General features: G+C 63.2%; 14 protein-coding genes. 11 read left to right on the top strand and 3 right to left on the bottom strand.

Features of this window, described 5'->3' with window-relative positions; translation table 11 throughout:
* Positions 1-143: 143 nt before the first annotated feature.
* Positions 144-1,493, top strand: a complete 1,350-nt coding sequence (locus BLV45_RS22375) for an NAD(P)/FAD-dependent oxidoreductase (protein WP_090536640.1) — start codon at positions 144-146, stop codon at positions 1,491-1,493.
* Positions 1,494-1,698: 205 nt separating this feature from the next.
* Positions 1,699-2,571 (top strand): dienelactone hydrolase family protein, encoded by an 873-nt coding sequence (locus tag BLV45_RS22370; protein ID WP_090536638.1) that lies wholly within the window; start codon positions 1,699-1,701, stop codon positions 2,569-2,571.
* 58 nt (positions 2,572-2,629) lie between these two features.
* Here the strand turns inward: BLV45_RS22370 and BLV45_RS22365 are convergent, their stop codons facing one another.
* Together BLV45_RS22365 and BLV45_RS22360 are read right to left on the bottom strand one after the other, a co-directional pair.
* On the bottom strand, positions 2,630-3,499 hold the full coding sequence (locus BLV45_RS22365) for a sulfurtransferase (protein WP_090536636.1): 870 nt from the start codon (positions 3,497-3,499) through the stop codon (positions 2,630-2,632).
* Between the two features lie 124 nt (positions 3,500-3,623).
* Positions 3,624-4,730 carry an aromatic ring-hydroxylating oxygenase subunit alpha gene (locus tag BLV45_RS22360; protein ID WP_090536634.1) on the bottom strand — a complete coding sequence of 369 codons (1,107 nt, stop codon included), beginning with the start codon at positions 4,728-4,730 and terminating at the stop codon, positions 3,624-3,626.
* Positions 4,731-5,006: 276 nt separating this feature from the next.
* On the opposite strand from BLV45_RS22360, the gene BLV45_RS22355 reads away from it, so the two are divergent.
* The 4 genes from BLV45_RS22355 to folE2 all read left to right on the top strand — a co-directional run bounded on the left by BLV45_RS22355 (position 5,007) and on the right by folE2 (position 9,124).
* Positions 5,007-5,315, top strand: a complete 309-nt coding sequence (locus tag BLV45_RS22355; protein ID WP_090536632.1) for an exodeoxyribonuclease VII small subunit — start codon at positions 5,007-5,009, stop codon at positions 5,313-5,315.
* Positions 5,312-6,193, top strand: a complete 882-nt coding sequence (locus tag BLV45_RS22350; protein ID WP_090536630.1) for a polyprenyl synthetase family protein — start codon at positions 5,312-5,314, stop codon at positions 6,191-6,193. The genes BLV45_RS22355 and BLV45_RS22350 overlap by 4 nt, the downstream gene beginning before the upstream one ends.
* A gap of 88 nt (positions 6,194-6,281) precedes the next feature.
* Positions 6,282-8,180, top strand: coding sequence for a 1-deoxy-D-xylulose-5-phosphate synthase (gene dxs, locus BLV45_RS22345; RefSeq protein WP_090536629.1), 1,899 nt, complete (start codon positions 6,282-6,284; stop codon positions 8,178-8,180).
* Between the two features lie 134 nt (positions 8,181-8,314).
* Entirely contained in the window at positions 8,315-9,124 is an 810-nt protein-coding gene (folE2, locus tag BLV45_RS22340) for a GTP cyclohydrolase FolE2 (RefSeq protein ID WP_090536820.1), read from the top strand.
* Between the two features lie 86 nt (positions 9,125-9,210).
* On the opposite strand, the gene tsaD is transcribed toward folE2, so the two are convergent.
* A complete protein-coding gene (gene tsaD, locus BLV45_RS22335) occupies positions 9,211-10,236 on the bottom strand; it encodes a tRNA (adenosine(37)-N6)-threonylcarbamoyltransferase complex transferase subunit TsaD (protein WP_090536628.1) in 1,026 nt (341 codons plus the stop codon).
* Positions 10,237-10,344: 108 nt separating this feature from the next.
* Here tsaD and BLV45_RS22330 point away from each other — a divergent pair, with 108 nt between their 5' ends.
* The 5 genes from BLV45_RS22330 (at position 10,345) to rpoD (ending at position 17,000) form a co-directional block, all read left to right on the top strand.
* Positions 10,345-11,562 carry a BaiN/RdsA family NAD(P)/FAD-dependent oxidoreductase gene (locus BLV45_RS22330; protein WP_090536626.1) on the top strand — a complete coding sequence of 406 codons (1,218 nt, stop codon included), beginning with the start codon at positions 10,345-10,347 and terminating at the stop codon, positions 11,560-11,562.
* A gap of 68 nt (positions 11,563-11,630) precedes the next feature.
* Entirely contained in the window at positions 11,631-11,843 is a 213-nt protein-coding gene (gene rpsU / locus BLV45_RS22325; RefSeq protein WP_090536623.1) for a 30S ribosomal protein S21, read from the top strand.
* A gap of 253 nt (positions 11,844-12,096) precedes the next feature.
* The gene (locus BLV45_RS22320; protein WP_090536620.1) at positions 12,097-12,543 is read left to right on the top strand and encodes a GatB/YqeY domain-containing protein; all 447 of its coding nucleotides are present in this window, start codon (positions 12,097-12,099) and stop codon (positions 12,541-12,543) included.
* A gap of 74 nt (positions 12,544-12,617) precedes the next feature.
* Positions 12,618-14,486 carry a DNA primase gene (gene dnaG, locus BLV45_RS22315; RefSeq protein WP_090536617.1) on the top strand — a complete coding sequence of 623 codons (1,869 nt, stop codon included), beginning with the start codon at positions 12,618-12,620 and terminating at the stop codon, positions 14,484-14,486.
* Positions 14,487-14,579: 93 nt separating this feature from the next.
* Positions 14,580-17,000, top strand: coding sequence for an RNA polymerase sigma factor RpoD (rpoD, locus tag BLV45_RS22310; RefSeq protein WP_090536615.1), 2,421 nt, complete (start codon positions 14,580-14,582; stop codon positions 16,998-17,000).
* The last annotated feature ends 809 nt before the right edge of the window (positions 17,001-17,809 follow it).

Below are 17,809 nucleotides of genomic sequence, written 5' to 3'. Positions count from 1 at the left end.
ATAGCGTCGTGCGCATGTCACACATGTGATTTGACAGCTTGTGACGAAGCACACTAGTCGCAGACAATCCGTAATGGACGGCGTGTTACTGGCAGCATGCGCCGTCCGCGACGCACAACCCCCGGTTAGCACGGAGAGTCTCGATGCATCGTTTCATTATCGTTGGTGGCGGGGCGGGTGGTCTTGAGCTGGCGACACGTCTGGGTGATCGCTACGCTTCACCCAGTAAGCGACGTGCGGCAAAAGCGCAGGTGACGCTGGTCGACCGCAATCCCACGCATATCTGGAAGCCGCTTCTGCATGAAGTGGCGGCAGGCAGCATGGATCCGTTCACGCAGGAACTCGAATACGCCGCACAGGCGCGCTGGCATGGCTTTGAGTTCCAGCAGGGGGAGCTGGCCGGGATCGACCGCGCGGCGAAGCGCATCACGCTCTCGGCCGTCGCGGACGACGACGGCGCCGAACTGCTGCCCCCACGCGACCTCGAATACGACACGCTGATCATCGCGATCGGCAGCACGACTGCGTTCTTCGGCGTGAAGGGCGCGCCTGAATATTCGATCGCGCTCGATACCGTGAGCCAGGCGGAGCGCTTTCGCAAGCGCCTCATCGCGGCCTGCATGCGCGCGGAGCATCAGGTGCATGAGCGCGTCGAGTCCGGGCCGGACACGTCGGGTTTAACGGAACCGCGCATTCAGGTCGCGATTGTCGGCGGCGGCGCGACCGGCGTGGAATTGTCGGCCGAGCTGCGCAATACGGCGCAGGTTTTGTCGGCGTATGGGTTGCACAAGCTCGATCCGCGTCATGACGTCGGCATCGTGCTGATCGAAGCGGGCCCGCGCATTCTGCCCGCGCTGCAGGAGCGTGTTTCGACGGCCACCGCCGAACTGCTGACGCGGCTCGGCGTAAAAGTCATGATCGGCGAGACGGTCGCGGAAGTGGCGCCCGGTATCGTGCGAACCGCGAGCGGCAAAACGATTCGCGCCGACCTGACCGTATGGGCCGCCGGCATCAAGGCGCCTCCGATCCTTGGCGAACTGGACGGTTTGCCGGTGAACCGGCTGGGCCAGCTCGGGGTACGTCGCACGCTGCAAACGGAAACCGATGACAACATTTTCGCGCTTGGCGATTGCGCGGCGTGTGCGTGGCCGGGCAACGAGCGCAACGTGCCGCCGCGCGCGCAGGCGGCACACCAGCAGGCGAGCTTTCTGATGAAGTCGTTTGCGGCGCGTCTCGAGAACCGCCCGTTGCCGGAATTCACCTATCGCGACTTCGGCTCGCTTGTGTCGCTCGGGCATTTCAGCGCTGTCGGCAACCTGATGGGTGGCGTGATCGGCGGCAACATGCTGATCGAAGGGCTCTTCGCGCGCTTCATGTACATGTCGCTCTATCGTCTGCATATTGCCGCGCTGCACGGCTATCCGCGGATGGTGCTCGATACGTTCGCACACTGGCTGCGCCGCTCGACGCTGCCACGCGTCAAGCTTCACTGAGTTTCCCCACGCTCCGCGACGGGGCCGGCGGCTTCTGCGGCAGGGTGGACGACAGTTGTATATTGTCGACCAGAGTTGGCGCTTCAGCTGTCGATCGGAGTTCGCGCTTTAGCGCGTTACTCCGATCCCATGCAAAGCACTTACTCCGGTCCCATGCAATATGGTTGCCGTCGTCTTTCCCTTGCCGTGTACACAAGGAGCTCGCATGCTGAAACCTGATGTCGACAGTCTGGTGCCCCACGTTCCCTTCGATCGCCGTACCTTCATCAAGGCCGCGCTCGGCACGGGTTTCGCCGCCGCCGTGATGCCGGTCTCGGCACAGACCATCCATACCGATGACGAAGGGCTCGAAGCCGGCGAGATCGCCGTGCGCTCGGGCGGCACGATCGTACCGGCGTATCGCGCGCAGCCGAAGGGCAAGACGCATCTGCCGGTGATCATCGTCATCCATGAGATTTTCGGCGTGCATGAGCATATCGCCGACGTCTGCCGCCGTTTCGCCAAGGCCGGCTACCTTGCGATCGCGCCCAACCTGTATGAGCGCGAAGGCGACCCGACGGCATACACGTCGATACAGCAGATCAACGACAACATCGCGAGCAAGGTGCCGGACGCGCAGGTCATGAGCGATCTCGACGCGACCGTCGCATGGGCGGGCGAGCATGGCGGCGATCTGAAGCGGGTTGGCATCAACGGCTTCTGCTGGGGCGGCCGGATTGCGTGGCTCTATGCGGAGCACAATCCGCGTTTGAAGGCGGCGGTGGTGTGGTACGGACGCGTGGTTGGCACACCGAACGCCGCCCAGCCGACGAACCCGCTCGATCGCGTCGGCGACCTGCGTGTGCCCGTGCTGGGTCTCTTTGGGCGGCAGGACCAGAGCATCCCGCAGGACACGCTCGACAAGATGAAAGCGGCGATTGCCCAAGGGCCCGAGTCGGCGCGCGGATCACAGATTGTCGTCTACGACGATGCCGGACACGCGTTTTTCGCGGACTACCGGCCGAGCTATCGCAAGGCCGACGCGGAAGACGGCTGGCGGCGTGCGTTAGCGTGGTTCAGGCAGCACGGCGTGGCCTGACGCAACAGGCGCCATCGCGCTGGAGCAATGGCAATGGCGCTTCACCTTCACACGTTGTTCAAGGCTTCGGACCTGTTGCCACCGGACGCGATGGGTCGGCCACCCATTCGCTCCACGAACCGCCATACAGCGATGCGCCGTGCAACCCGGCGATTTCCATCGCCAGCAGGTTGTGACAGGCCGTCACACCCGAGCCGCATTGCAGCACGACGCGGTCGGGCGCCGTCGCGGGCAGCAGCGCACCGAATTCCTCGCGCAGGGTATGTGCTGGCTTGAAGCGGCCGTCGGCGGTGAGATTGTCCTTGAAGAAGCGGTTCAGCGCGCCGGGAATGTGGCCGCCGACAGGGTCGATCGTTTCGTTTTCGCCGCGATACCGGTCGGGTGCGCGGGCGTCGACCACCGTCAGTTCGTGCGTGGTCAGATTGCGCTGGATCGCCTGCGTGTCGGTGGTTACCGACAGCGGCGCGCCAGCCGTGAAATTGCCCTTCGTTTTTGCCGGTATGTCTTTCGTCAACGGCTGGCCTGCCGCCTGCCAGGCGTCCAGGCCGCCGTCGAGTACCGCGACCGAATCGTGCCCGACCCAGCGCAGCAGCCACCACAAACGGGCGGCGTACATGCCGCCCTGAGCGTCGTACGCGACTACCTGCTGGCCGTTCGTAAGCCCGTGCGCGACGAGCGTCTCGATGAACTTCGCGCGCTCAGGGAGCGGATGGCGTCCGTTGGAGCCCGTTTTGGGCCCGGACAGGTCGCGATCGAGATGCAGATACTGCGCGCCGGGAATGTGTCCTGCGGCATATGCCGTTTCGCCTGCGGCCGTATCGGCGAGATCGAAGCGGCAATCGAAGACCAGCACGCTGCCCGGTGCGGCGGCGAGCCGTTCCCCAAGATTCGTGGCGGAAATGAGCGTGGTGTAGTGAGTGTGCGGCATGACAACTCCTGAGACTGGCGTTTCCGGCGCGGCCGGCTGACATTTCTAGTCTAAACAAAAAAAGACGGGCCGCAGCCCGTCTTTCCGTCGATTCGCGTGGCGGCGCCCGGTGGGCGACCGCTCTTCAGATCACGCCGAGCTCGCGGCGCAGAAACTCGTGAAAGTGCTGCATGCCGTCTTCCATCGGGCTCTGATACGGGCCGACCTGCGATTCGCCACGTTCCATCAGCGCACGACGCCCGGCGTCCATGCGTTCGGCGATTTCGTCGTCTTCGCGAGCCGTTTCCATATAGGCGGCGCGCTCGGCTTCGACGAATTCCCGCTCGAAGAGCACGATTTCCTCAGGGTAATAGAACTCGACGACGTTCGTCGTTTTCTGCGGACCGCGCGGAATCAGCCACGACACGACCAGCACGTGCGGATACCACTCGATCATGATGCCCGGGTAGTACACCATCCAGATCGCGCCGAATTCCGGCGGCGTGCCATTGCGAAAACGCAGCACTTCGTCATGCCACTTGCGGTACGTCGGGCTGCCCGGCTGTTCCAGATCCTTGTGGACGCCGACCGTCTGCACGCTGTACCAGTCGCCGAATTCCCACGTCAGGTCGTCGCACGAAACGAAGCTGCCGAGGCCCGGATGGAACGGCGCGACGTGGTAATCCTCCAGATAGACCTCGATGAAGGTCTTCCAGTTGTAGTTACATTCGTGAACTTCGACGTGATCGAACATGAAGCCCGAAAAGTCGAAATGCTGCTTCGTGCCGAGCCTTGCCAGATCGCTCGCGACGTCGCGCCCCTGCGACTCGAACAGCAGGCCCTGCCAGTTCTGCAGCGGCGTGGCGCCGAGATTCAGGCAGGGGTTGTCAGCGAAATGGGGGGCGCCAAGGAGTTGACCGTTCAGGTCATACGTCCAGCGATGCAGCGGGCAGACGATGCTCTGCGTCTGGCCGCGGCCGTTGAGCATGATCGCCTGGCGGTGACGGCACACGTTCGACAGCAGTTCGACCTGCGACTGCTGGTTACGGACGAGCACGCGCCCCTCGCTCTCGCTCGGCAAGGCAAAATAATTCCCCGCTTCGGGCACCATGAGATCGTGGCCGATGTAGCGAGGACCTTTTCTGAAAAGGGTGTCGATTTCGCGCGTAAGAAGCGCTTCGTCAAAGTAAGCCGTGACTGGCAACTGACTGTGAACGGATTTCAGCTGCAATGCATTGCTCAGATTGGACATTCCCACTCCCGATGAAAACGTGAAAGCAGTGAACAACCCAACCATCGAAGATTCGATTTAGGGAGCCGGCAATTATACCTGTTTCCCCTTTCATGGGGCGCTTAAGTGCCTGATTTGGGTCAAAATTGTTACGGAAGTCCGCGATTTCGCGGGGCAATCGACCGCTTTTTTTCTGTCGGGTGCAAGCTGTCGGATAGTTGACGTGCGACCACGAGCGGGTCGGGTTTTGCGCTTTTGCCGTAGAATGTCCGACTTGTTTTAATTTTGCGACGACTCATGGCGAAGACCGCACCGAACGACACCGCTGCAGCATCCGCGCAGGACGCAAGCGGCGTGCCGCTGCCCGAAAACTACGAGGCGGCGGTGGCGGAACTCGAAGGCCTTGTCGGACGCATGGAAGGCGGCAGTCTGAGCCTCGAGGAATCGTTGTCCGCCTACCGGCGTGGCGCGGCGCTCGTGGCCTTCTGCCAGCAACAACTGGAAAAGGTCGAACAGCAGGTTCGCGTTCTCGATGGCGAGACGCTCAGGCCGCTGCCGACGAACGCCGCAGGCACAGCCGCTGGGGAGAGCGGAGACGACCTATGACTTTCGAACAATGGATGCGGTCGGTACTCGATCGCGTCGAGACGGCACTCGATCATTACCTGCCGGCACAGACGACCGAACCCGCCACGCTTCACGAAGCGATGCGCTACGCCGTGCTGGGCGGCGGCAAGCGGGTGCGTCCGCTGCTCGTTCATGCGGCCGGTGAACTGACGGATGCGCGTCCCGAATGCCTCGACGCGGCGGCGTGCGCGCTCGAAATGATTCACGTCTATTCGCTCGTCCACGACGACATGCCCTGCATGGACGACGACGCGCTGCGTCGCGGCAAGCCGACGGTACACGTGCAGTATGACGAGCCGACGGCACTGCTGGTCGGCGATGCGCTGCAGTCGCAGGCTTTCGTTACGCTGACGGACGCCGTGCTGGCGCCCGCGCAGCAGGCAGCGCTCGTGCGCGAACTGGCGCTCGCGAGCGGCTCGACCGGCATGGCCGGTGGCCAGGCGATCGATCTGGCAAGCGTCGGCCATACGCTCACGCGCGCGCAGCTCGAAACGATGCACCGCATGAAGACCGGCGCGCTGCTGCGCGCCTCGGTGCGCATGGGCGCGCTGGCGGGCACGACGCCTTCGGTGGATGCGATGAACTCGCTGGATGTGTATGCAGCGGCTGTGGGCCTGGCGTTTCAGGTCGTCGATGACATTCTCGATGTGACGACCGATTCCGCCACGCTCGGCAAAACCGCCGGTAAAGACGCGAAGGACGGCAAGCCGACCTACGTGTCGATTATCGGGCTCGACGCGTCGCGTGCGCTTGCCGCACAGCTGCGCACGGACGCGCACACCGCACTCGCGCCGTTTGGCGCGCGTGCGCGGCGTCTGGCCGAGCTCGCTGACCTGGTCGTTGACCGGGTGAGTTAAAAACGCGAAAGCCCGCCGCCGCGCACGATTCACACCGGGTGCGCGTAACGAAGTGCGGGCGCGTAAGTTTTCCTACAATGGAACGACGATGTACGACTTGCTGAAAACCATCGACGACCCGGCGGCCCTGCGCCGCCTCGATCGCCGCCAATTGCAACCGCTTGCGGACGAGTTGCGCGCCTTCGTGCTCGACAGCGTCTCGCAGACGGGCGGCCACCTGTCGTCCAATCTCGGGACGGTCGAATTGACGATCGCGCTGCATTACGTGTTCGACACGCCGCGCGACCGCATCGTCTGGGACGTCGGCCATCAAACGTATCCGCACAAGATCCTGACGGGTCGCCGCGACCAGATGCACTCGCTGCGTCAGCAGGGCGGCATCTCGGGTTTCCCGAAGCGCGACGAGTCGGAATACGACACGTTCGGCACGGCACACTCGAGCACGTCGATTTCGGCCGCGCTCGGCATGGCGGTCGCGAGCAAGCTGCAGGGTGAAAACCGCATGGGCATCGCCGTGATCGGCGACGGCGCGATGACGGCCGGCATGGCGTTCGAAGCAATGAACAATGCGGGCGTCGAAGACGACGTGCCGCTGCTCGTCATCCTGAACGACAACGACATGTCGATTTCGCCGCCGGTCGGCGCGCTGAACCGCCATCTGGCGCGTCTGATGTCGGGCCGCTTCTACGCAGCCGCGCGCGCGGGCGTCGAGCGTGTGCTGCGCGTCGCGCCGCCGATGCTCGACCTCGCCCGCAAGCTCGAAGAGCACGCGAAGGGCATGATCGTGCCGGCGACGCTTTTCGAGGAATTCGGCTTCAACTACATCGGTCCGATCGACGGTCACGATCTCGATTCGCTGATCCCGACGCTGCAGAACATCAAGGAACTGCGCGGCCCGCAATTCCTGCACGTCGTCACGAAGAAAGGCCAGGGCTACAAGCTCGCCGAAGCGGATCCGGTGCTGTATCACGGTCCGGGCAAGTTCAATCCGGCCGAGGGCATCAAGCCGTCCGCCACGCCCGCGAAAAAGACCTACACGCAGGTTTTCGGCGAATGGCTGTGTGACGCGGCCGAGCTCGATGCGCGCGTCGTCGGCATCACGCCGGCCATGCGTGAGGGCTCGGGCATGGTGGAGTTCGAGAAGCGCTTCCCGGATCGCTATTTCGACGTCGGCATCGCCGAACAGCACGCGGTGACGTTCGCGGGCGGCCTGGCTGCCGAAGGCATGAAGCCTGTTGTCGCGATCTATTCGACGTTTCTGCAGCGCGCCTACGACCAGCTGATCCACGACGTCGCGCTGCAGAACCTGCCGGTGGTGTTCGCGATCGACCGCGCGGGTCTCGTCGGCGCCGACGGCGCGACGCACGCGGGCGCGTACGATCTGGCGTTCCTGCGCTGCATTCCGAACATGACGGTGATGGCGGCTTCGGACGAAAACGAATGCCGTCAGATGCTGTACACGGCGCTGCAACAGCCGAATCCGACAGCCGTGCGTTATCCGCGTGGCGCCGGCACGGGCGTGGCGACGGTCAGGCAGATGGCCGCGATTCCGCTTGGCAAGGGCGAAATCCGTCGCGAGACGTCGCAACCGGCCGGCAAGCGCATTGCGATTCTGGCGTTCGGCACGATGGTCGCGCCTTCGCTCGCGGCTGCCGAACAGCTCGACGCCACCGTCGCGAACATGCGCTTCGTGAAGCCGCTCGACGCCGAGCTGGTTCGCAAGCTCGCCGAAACGCACGATGCCATTGTCACGGTCGAAGAAGGCTGTGTGATGGGCGGCGCGGGTTCGGCCTGCGTGGAAGCCCTCCTTGAGAGCGGGATTATCCGGCCCGTTTTACAATTGGGCCTGCCTGACCGTTTCATCGACCACGGCGATCCGGCGAAGCTGCTGTCGCAATGTGGTCTCGACGCCGCGGGCATCGCGAAATCGATCCGCGAACGCTTCGTGGATCACGCCGCCGGCAAGTCGGTCAAGCGCGTCGCGTGATGCCCCGGCCGTCCTGAGGCGGCAATTTCTCTTCAGACGAACCGACGGGCCGCCTGGCCCGTCGCGCAGCGTTGGCGGCATGCCGGCGCATGCGGTTGCGCGAATCGATACGCGCGGCCGGCGAGGACAACAACATGAACCAGATGAATCCCGCTTTCGTGATGCCCGACGTGCAGAGCACCGTCGATACGCGCCAGATCGCGATCCAGCGCGTGGGCGTGAAGGCGGTACGCCATCCGCTCACCGTACGCACGCCGCGCGGCGACGCCCAGCCGACGATCGGCACGTGGAGCCTCGATGTTCATCTGCCCGCCGAAGTAAAGGGCACGCACATGTCGCGTTTCGTCGCGCTGCTCGAAGAGAGCCGCGCGCCGCTCGACACGGCCGCGTTTCGCGCGATGCTGGCCACGATGCTGGAAAAACTCGAAGCCGAAGCGGGGCGTATCGAGGTGTCGTTTCCGTACTTCGTGAACAAGACCGCGCCGGTTTCTGGCGTCGAAAGCCTGCTCGATTACGACGTGACGCTGACCGGCGACACGCGCAACGGCATGACGCGTCTGTTCCTGAAGGTGCTGGTGCCGGTGACGAGCCTGTGCCCGTGCTCGAAGAAAATCTCGCAGTACGGCGCGCATAACCAGCGCTCGCACGTGACGATCAACGTCGAGCTCGCCGACGACGTGCCGGTGGAAGACCTGATCCGTATCGCGGAAGAAGAAGCGTCGTGCGAACTGTGGGGCCTGCTGAAGCGTCCCGACGAGAAGTTCGTGACCGAGCGCGCCTACGAGAACCCGAAGTTCGTCGAGGACCTGGTGCGCGACGTGGCGCAGCGTCTGAACGCGGATTCGCGGATCGTCGCGTATGTGCTCGAAGCCGAGAACTTCGAGTCGATCCACAATCACAGCGCGTATGCGTTGATCGAGAACGACAAGCGCACCGTGCGATAGCTGGCGCCGCGCCTTGCGCTGGATGACATAGCGGCCGCTGATTGCGGCCGTTATGGTTTGTAGTGTCCTTGATGAATGCTTCGTCGCTAGCGCGCCAGCGACGACAGATCCCACCGCGGCTTCACCGTGAACGCGTAGTCCTTGCCAGCCTGCTCCGGCCAGCGCTGCAGGCGCAGCGCGCCCGCGAGCGCAATCATCGCGCCGTTATCCGTGCATAGCGCGAGATCGGGATAGTGGACTTCGAAGCCGCGCTTTTGCGCGGCGCCTGACAGCGCCTCGCGCAACTGCCGGTTCGCGCCGACGCCGCCTGCCACCACGAGCCGCTTGAGCTTCGTCTTCTTGAGCGCCGCCAGTGATTTCGCCGTGAGTACATCGACGGCCGCATCGACAAAACCACGTGCGAGGTCCGCTTTCGCCTGTTCGCAGACGTTGCCGCCGAGTTTTTTCGTCTGTGTCAGCACCGCGGTTTTCAGGCCGCTGAAGCTGAAATCGAGGTCGCCGGAATGCAGCATCGGACGGGGCAGCGTGACCGCCCCCGGCGTGCCGAACTCCGCCATCCGCGACACTTCCGGGCCGCCCGGATACCCGAGGCCGAGCAGTTTCGCTGTTTTATCGAAGGCTTCGCCGGCCGCATCGTCGAGCGTTTCACCCAGCGTTTCGTATTCGCCGACGTCGGTCACGCGCATCAGCTGCGTATGTCCGCCCGACACCAGCAGCGCGACGAACGGAAACGGCGGCGGCGCGTCGACCAGCAGCGGCGAGAGCAGATGCCCTTCGAGATGGTGAATGCCGATTGTCGGGCGGTCCCACGCCATCGCGAGCGCGTTGGCGATGCTCGCGCCGACGAGCAGCGCGCCGGCGAGCCCCGGCCCCTGCGTATACGCGATTGCGTCGATTTCGGTGCGCGCCGCTCCGGCTCGCTCGAGCACCTCTTCGAGCAGCGGCAACGCGCGACGGATGTGGTCGCGCGACGCCAGTTCCGGCACCACTCCGCCGTATTCTCGATGCATGGCGATCTGCGAATGCAGCGCGTGCGCGAGCAGGCCGCGCTCTGTGTCATAGAGCGCGAGACCGGTTTCGTCGCAGGAGCTTTCGATGCCGAGAACGAGCATGATTCGGGGGCTGGACGGGCGCCGCGAAGGCGTCCGAAAGGTAAGGGCGAGCCTCAAAGTATAGCAGCGCCGGCAGGGGCGCGAAGGGCGGCAGGTACAATGCGCGCCATGGAATCCTTCGATATTGCGGTGATCGGCGCGGGCGCGGCGGGCATGATGTGCGCGGCGGTGGCCGGGCAACTCGGCCGGCGCGTGGTGCTGATCGACCACGCACCGCGCCTCGCGGAAAAAATCCGCATTTCCGGTGGCGGTCGCTGCAACTTCACGAACCTGTACGCCGGGCCGGGCAACTACCTGTCGGCGAATCCGCATTTCTGCCGCTCGGCGCTTGCGCGCTACACGCCGCGCGATTTCATGGCGCTTCTCAAGCGCCACCGCGTCACGTGGCACGAGAAGCACAAGGGCCAGCTCTTCTGCGACCAGTCGAGCGAAGCGGTCATCGACATACTGAAGCACGAATGCGACGCCGGCAACGTAGCGTGGCGCCGTCCGCTCGCCGTCGAGCAGGTGAGGCACGACGCCACCACGGGCTTCGCGCTCGACACCCACGCCGGCCCGATCCACGCGCGCGCCCTCGTGGTGGCGACCGGCGGATTGTCGATTCCGAAAATCGGCGCGACCGACTTCGCCTACCGTCTCGCGAAGCAGTTCGGCCACAAGCTGATCGATACGCGCCCGGCGCTCGTGCCGCTGACGTTCGCCGCTGACGACTGGGCGCCGTTTTCGGCGCTATCGGGCGTTTCGCTGGAAGTCCAGCTGGCGACCGGCAGCAAAAAGACCGGCGGTGAATTCATCGAAGATCTGCTCCTCACCCATCGCGGGCTGTCCGGCCCGGGCGTGCTGCAAATTTCGAGCTACTGGCAGCCGGGCGAGCCGATCCACGTGAACCTGCTTCCGGACCGGGACGCCCCGACGGCGCTCCTGGAGGCGAAAACCGGCACGAAGCGGCAGATCGCGAACCTGCTCGCCGAGTGGGTGCCGACGCGCCTCGCGCACGTGTGGCTGGAGACGCACGCGATTCCAGCCGAGGCGCGCGTCGCCGATCTGCCGGACAGGGCGCTGCGCCGGATCGGTGAGGCGCTCTCGCGCTGGACGCTCACCCCGAACGGCACCGAAGGCTATCGCAAGGCCGAAGTCACCCGCGGCGGCATCGACACGCGCGAGCTGTCTTCTTCGACGATGATGAGCGCCCGCGTACCCGGGCTGTACTTCATCGGCGAGGCCGTCGACGTCACGGGCTGGCTGGGCGGCTACAACTTCCAGTGGGCGTGGGCGTCGGGTGTCGCGGCAGGCCAGGCGGCCGCGGAGCAGGTTTTGGGGGCTTGACGGCGTCATATCTTTGTGCGAAACGTCTGCTATAATTTCAAACCTTTGCAAAGCTCCGTTATTGAAAAATGACGACTATCCGCGTAAAAGATAACGAGCCCTTCGAAGTCGCGATGCGCCGCTTCAAGCGCACGATCGAGAAGAACGGTCTCCTCACCGAACTTCGCGCGCGCGAGTTTTACGAAAAACCAACGGCAGAACGCAAGCGCCTGAAGGCGGCCGCGGTCAAACGGCACTTCAAGCGTCTGCGCAGCCAGATGCTGCCCAAAAAGCTTTACTGATTCCTTGCTCGCCGCCGTCGCTTTGAGCGCAATGGCGGGCAACCGGTGATGGCATCCAGCCGATGTCGTCGCAAGCGGAAAAACCCAGGCCGGAAGGCCGCACCGGTGAGGCCGCATCCATTACGCGAATTTACGACAACCCGCTTGAGGAAGGTGTCCCAAGCGGGTTTTTGTCTTGACGCATGCGCGTTGCCGGACCGATTTCAGGGCTTGTTCATCAGGCTTGTTTAAATTCAACGCAATCAGGTGAGTGATGAGTCTCAAGGACCAGATCAACGACGACATGAAAGCCGCCATGCGGGCGCGCGAGACCGAACGTCTCGGCACGATCCGTCTGCTGCTTGCCGCGATCAAGCAGCGCGAAGTCGACGAGCGCGTGACGCTCGACGATACGGCGATCACGGCCGTTATCGACAAGATGATCAAGCAGCGCAAGGACTCGATCAGCCAGTTCGAAGCGGCGGGGCGCACCGACCTCGTCGACAAGGAAGCGGCCGAACTCACCGTGCTCACGGCCTATATGCCGCAGCAACTGTCCGACGCCGAAGTCGCCGCCGAAGTGCAGGCTGCGGTCGCGCAGACGGGCGCCGCCGGCCCGCAGGACATGGGCAAGGTGATGGGCGTGCTCAAGCCGAAGCTCGCTGGCCGCGCGGACATGACGGCCGTGTCCGGGCTCGTCAAGGCAGCACTCGCGAAGTAACACCCCATCCGCATGCGGCAAGCCACGCCGGCTTGCCGCCGGATTTTCATGTCATCCGAGGCCGCCTTTCCACTGTGATTCCGCACTCGTTCCTGCAGGATCTGCTGAACCGCGTCGATATCGTCGACGTGGTCGGTCGTTTCGTGCAGTTGAAGAAGGGCGGCGCGAATTTCATGGGCCTGTGCCCGTTTCACAACGAAAAGAGCCCTTCGTTTACCGTTAGTCCGACTAAGCAGTTTTATCACTGCTTCGGTTGCGGCGCGCACGGCACTGCGATCGGTTTCCTGATCGAGCACGCCGGGCTGACGTTTCCTGAGGCGGTGAACGAGCTGGCGCAATCGGTGGGCCTCACGGTGCCGCAGGAACCTTCGCCGATGCGCGGCGGAGGCGGGGGTGAAGGTTATGCGCCGGCTGTATCGAAAGCCGTCACTACCGCGCTCTCAGACGTGATGCAGGTCGCGTGCGACTTTTACCGCAAGCAACTGCGTGGCGCACCCAACGCCATCCAGTACCTGAAAAAACGCGGACTGACCGGCGAAATCGCGGCCCGTTTCGGGCTCGGCTACGCGCCGGACGGCTGGCAGAACCTCGAATCCGCGTTCCCCGATTACCGGGACGATTCACTTGTCGAGTCCGGGCTCGTGATCGTCAGCGAAAAGTCCGATGCACAGGGTCAGAACCGCCGTTATGACCGCTTTCGCGAGCGGATCATGTTCCCGATCCGCAACGTCAAGGGGCAGGTGATCGGCTTTGGTGGTCGCGTGCTGGACAGCGGCGAGCCCAAATATTTGAATTCGCCGGAAACGCCTCTATTTAACAAGGGCAGCGAGCTGTACGGCCTTTTTGAGGCGCGCCTTGCAATCCGTGAGCAGCAGTACGTGCTGGTGGTCGAAGGATATATGGATGTCGTCGCGCTGGCGCAGCTTGGGTTCCAGAACGCGGTTGCGACCCTCGGAACGGCGTGTACGCCAGTTCATGTGCAGAAACTGATGCGCCAGACGGAGACAGTGATCTTCAGCTTCGACGGCGATTCGGCAGGCCGCCGCGCCGCGCGGCGCGCGCTGGATGCCTGTTTGCCGCACGCGGCTGACAACCGCACGATCCGCTTCCTGTTCCTGCCGGCGGAACACGATCCGGACAGCTATGTGCGCGAGTTCGGCACCGAGGGTTTCTCGGAGCAGGTCGCCCGGGCGATGCCGCTGTCGCAGTTCATGCTGAACGAGGTGCTGACCGGCAAGGAGCTGGATCAGCCGGAAGGCAAGGCGCGCGCGCTCTTCGACGCCAAGCCGCTGTTACAGGCGCTGCCGGCGAACGCGCTGCGCGCCCAGATCATGCATATGTTCGCCGACCGGCTCGACGTGCCGTTCGACGAAGTGGCCGCGCTTTGCGAGGTCGATGCCCGGATTGCCGCGGCGTCGCGCGCCGCGCCGCCGCGCAAGGATCGTCGTAGCGTGACCGGGATCGAACAGCGGGCGCTGCGCAACCTGGTGATGCACCCGCGCATCGTCGCCGTGCTGGACGAAGACGCTGAGCAGGCGCTGCTGACGGTGACGCGTCACGGCGAACTGTTCGAGGAGGTGACGACCCATGCGCGTGCGCTGGGCGAAGCGGCCGAGTTTCAGTTGCTGTCGGACCTGCTTAGAAACAGCGCAAATGCCCCGACTTTCGAAGAAATTTTCCGCGAAATTCTGGACTATGATGAAAACGTGCGTGACCTGCTGCTGAAGAATCCTGAGGACGAAACGGTCGCTGAGGAGCGTCGCGAGCAGGAGCGGATTGTCGGCGAGGAACTGAAGGCGGCGATCTTCAGGATGAGCTATGACGCGTACAGCGCGCGGCTCGACCAGTTGTCGCGACAGTCCCGGCACACGCCGGAAGAGCTGGTTGAATATACCGATCTGAACCGCAGGCGGGCGGACATGAAACGTCAACTCGGGCTGTGATGGGGGGTGCTGGAACCTGAGGTGCTATAATAAAAGGTTCACAGCAGTTTGTTTGCAGTTTTGTTTGTTTTCCAGGCAAGAGGGCGAATTGCGATGGTAAAGACTACGGGCGGAAAGAAAGCGACGGGCAAAGGCTCCGAGGAGCCGACCAGAAAGGTCACGCAGGCCAAGTCTGCTTCTTCTTCCGCGAAAAAAACGTCTGCCACGAGCGTCGCGCCTCCTCCTGGGAAGAGATCCCCGTCCACTTCTGCCGCGCGAGCGGCGCCGGTTGCGGCATCTGTAGCTAACGCGGCTGGCGCCTCGAAAGCTTCAAAGACCACGCAGCCAGCAACGAAGCGGCCAGGTTCCAGAAGTACCAGGGAAGCGGCTGTCGCGAAGGACAATGCGGCAGTGCGCGAGACTCCAGTATCCACGGTTCAATCGGCTGTTGTCCAGCAGCCGCGAGTCGAGACTATAGCCGGTATGGCGAACTCCATGACGAAAAAGCTGAACGAAGTATCCGTCGATGACGACGCAACCCAGAACGCAGAGGCAGCAGCGCCGGTCGTTCCGGTCAAGGTCGAAAAGGTCAAGGCACGCGACCGCCGCGCAAAGGAAAAAGCGCTGCTGAAAGACGCGTTTGCGTCCACGCAGCCGGGCACCGCCGAAGAGCTCGAGGAGCGTCGCGCGAAACTGCGCGCGCTGATCAAGCTCGGCAAGGAACGCGGCTTCCTGACGTACGCCGAAATCAACGATCACCTCCCGGACAACTTCGCCGAGACGGAAGCGATCGAAGGCATCATCAGCACGTTCAACGACATGGGCGTGGCGGTGTACGAGCAGGCGCCCGACGCTGAAACGCTGCTTCTGAACGACAACGCGCCGGCGGCTTCGTCGGACGATGAAGTCGAGGAAGAAGCCGAAGTCGCGCTCTCCACCGTCGACTCCGAATTCGGCCGCACGACCGACCCGGTCCGCATGTACATGCGCGAAATGGGTACGGTCGAGTTGCTGACGCGCGAAGGTGAAATCGAAATCGCGAAGCGCATCGAGGACGGCCTGAAGCATATGGTGATGGCCATCTCCGCATGCCCGACGACGATCGCCGACATCCTCGCGATGGCCGAGCGCGTGGCGAACGAGGAGATCCGTATCGACGAACTCGTCGACGGCCTGATCGACGCCAACGCGGACGCGGACGGTTTCTCCGAGCAGGAAGCGGAAGCGATCGAGGCTGAAGAAGAGGAAGCCGAAGAGGAAGAAGAGGAAGAAGAGGAAGACGACGGCACCGCGCAGGCTACGGCCAATGCGGCACAGCTCGAGGCGCTCCGGCGCGCGTCGCTCGAAAAATTCGCGTCGATCAGCGAATGGTTCGACAAGATGCGTCGTGCGTTCGAGAAGGAAGGCTACAAGTCGAAGGCGTATCTGAAGGCTCAGGAAACGATTCAGAACGAGTTGATGATGATCCGCTTCACGGCGCGTACCGTCGAGCGGCTGTGCGACACGCTGCGCGCGCAGGTGGACGAAGTGCGTCAGGTCGAGCGTCAGATCCTGCATACGGTCGTCGACAAGTGCGGCATGCCGCGTGCCGAGTTCATCGCGCGTTTCCCGGGCAATGAGACGGACCTCGAATGGTCGGAAAAGATCGTCGGCGAAGGTCACGCGTACAGCGCGATCCTCACGCGTAACATTCCGGCGATCCGCGAACAGCAGCAACGTCTGCTCGACTTGCAGGCGCGCGTCGTGCTGCCGCTGAAGGACCTGAAGGAAACCAACCGTCAGATGGCGGCCGGCGAACTGAAGGCGCGTCAGGCGAAGCGTGAAATGACCGAGGCGAATCTGCGTCTCGTGATCTCGATCGCGAAGAAGTACACGAACCGTGGCCTGCAGTTCCTGGACCTGATCCAGGAGGGCAACATCGGCTTGATGAAGGCGGTGGACAAGTTCGAATATCGCCGCGGCTACAAGTTCTCGACGTACGCAACGTGGTGGATCCGTCAGGCCATCACGCGTTCGATCGCGGACCAGGCGCGTACGATCCGGATTCCGGTTCACATGATCGAAACGATCAACAAGATGAACCGCATCTCGCGTCAGATTCTGCAGGAAACCGGTCTCGAGCCGGATCCGGCGACGCTGGCTGAAAAGATGGAGATGCCGGAAGACAAGATCCGCAAGATCATGAAGATCGCGAAGGAGCCGATCTCGATGGAAACGCCGATCGGTGACGACGACGATTCGCATCTGGGCGACTTCATCGAAGATACGAACACGGTCGCGCCGGCCGATGCAGCGCTGCACGCGAGCATGCGTGACGTCGTGAAGGACGTGCTTGATTCCCTCACGCCGCGCGAGGCGAAGGTGCTGCGCATGCGTTTTGGTATCGAGATGAGCACCGATCACACGCTCGAAGAAGTCGGCAAGCAGTTCGACGTGACGCGTGAACGGATCCGTCAGATCGAGGCGAAGGCGCTGAGAAAGCTCCGTCACCCGAGCCGGTCGGACAAGCTGAAGTCGTTCCTCGAAGGGAATTGACCGGAAGCGGCTGGCTTCAAGGCTGGCTGCTGCCGCAGAAGGGGTTTCCAGATCGTTCTGTGCAACGCAGGGTGGTCCAGGAAGCCCCTTTTTTCGTGTACCATGTCGGCCACATCAGCGATCGGGCTCGGTGTTTAAACCGGGTTCCAGTGGAATCTGCAGCTTTTAGGGCCTCTAGCTCATGCCTGGTTAGAGCAGCGGACTTAGCAAGGGCTCACCTAAACCATGCAGCACGGCATGGTGAGTCATGAATGGGTTGCCTTGGGGTAAGTTAGCTCTGCCTCTCGGTAGAACTGCTCAAATTCGGGGAAACCTCTGCTGCCCCGGCAGCGTGGCAATCCCGAGCGAAGCTCTCTTTGAGAGAACGTGTAGAGACTGAACGGGCAGGTCGTAAAGACAAGAGACAGTCCAGACCACAAACCTGAAAGGGGCGGTGAAAACCGTAGCTGGTAAGCATAATCCGTTGGTGCCGTGTTCGACTCACGGGAGGCCCACCAAACACTTGAAAGCCACTCTTCGGAGTGTGTGTCGTTAGGCATAACGTGGCCGCCTGGACAGGTTATGCTTGATTGCCAGGCGCCGAGGGGTTTTGCCCCTGTGCAACCCCCGTTTCTTCAGGCTGCGGCCGGCCGGTCGGCCGCAGCCATCCCCACCTGTGCAAATTCGGCGTGCCCAGAACACCACGTTCGATCTCGCAACCGACATCATTAAAATCGGCTTCTGTTGCAAGAATCGGCGTGGATGCTTCTGTGCGGTTCGTCAGCGGCTCCTGGGGCTTTCTCCCGGATGAAGCGCCGCGCCCCTTCTCC

The organism is Paraburkholderia sartisoli, assembly GCF_900107685.1.
GTDB classification, from domain to species: domain Bacteria; phylum Pseudomonadota; class Gammaproteobacteria; order Burkholderiales; family Burkholderiaceae; genus Paraburkholderia; species Paraburkholderia sartisoli.
Note: the sequence above shows the minus strand (reverse complement) of the source record. Positions and strands in the feature narration are given on the sequence as shown.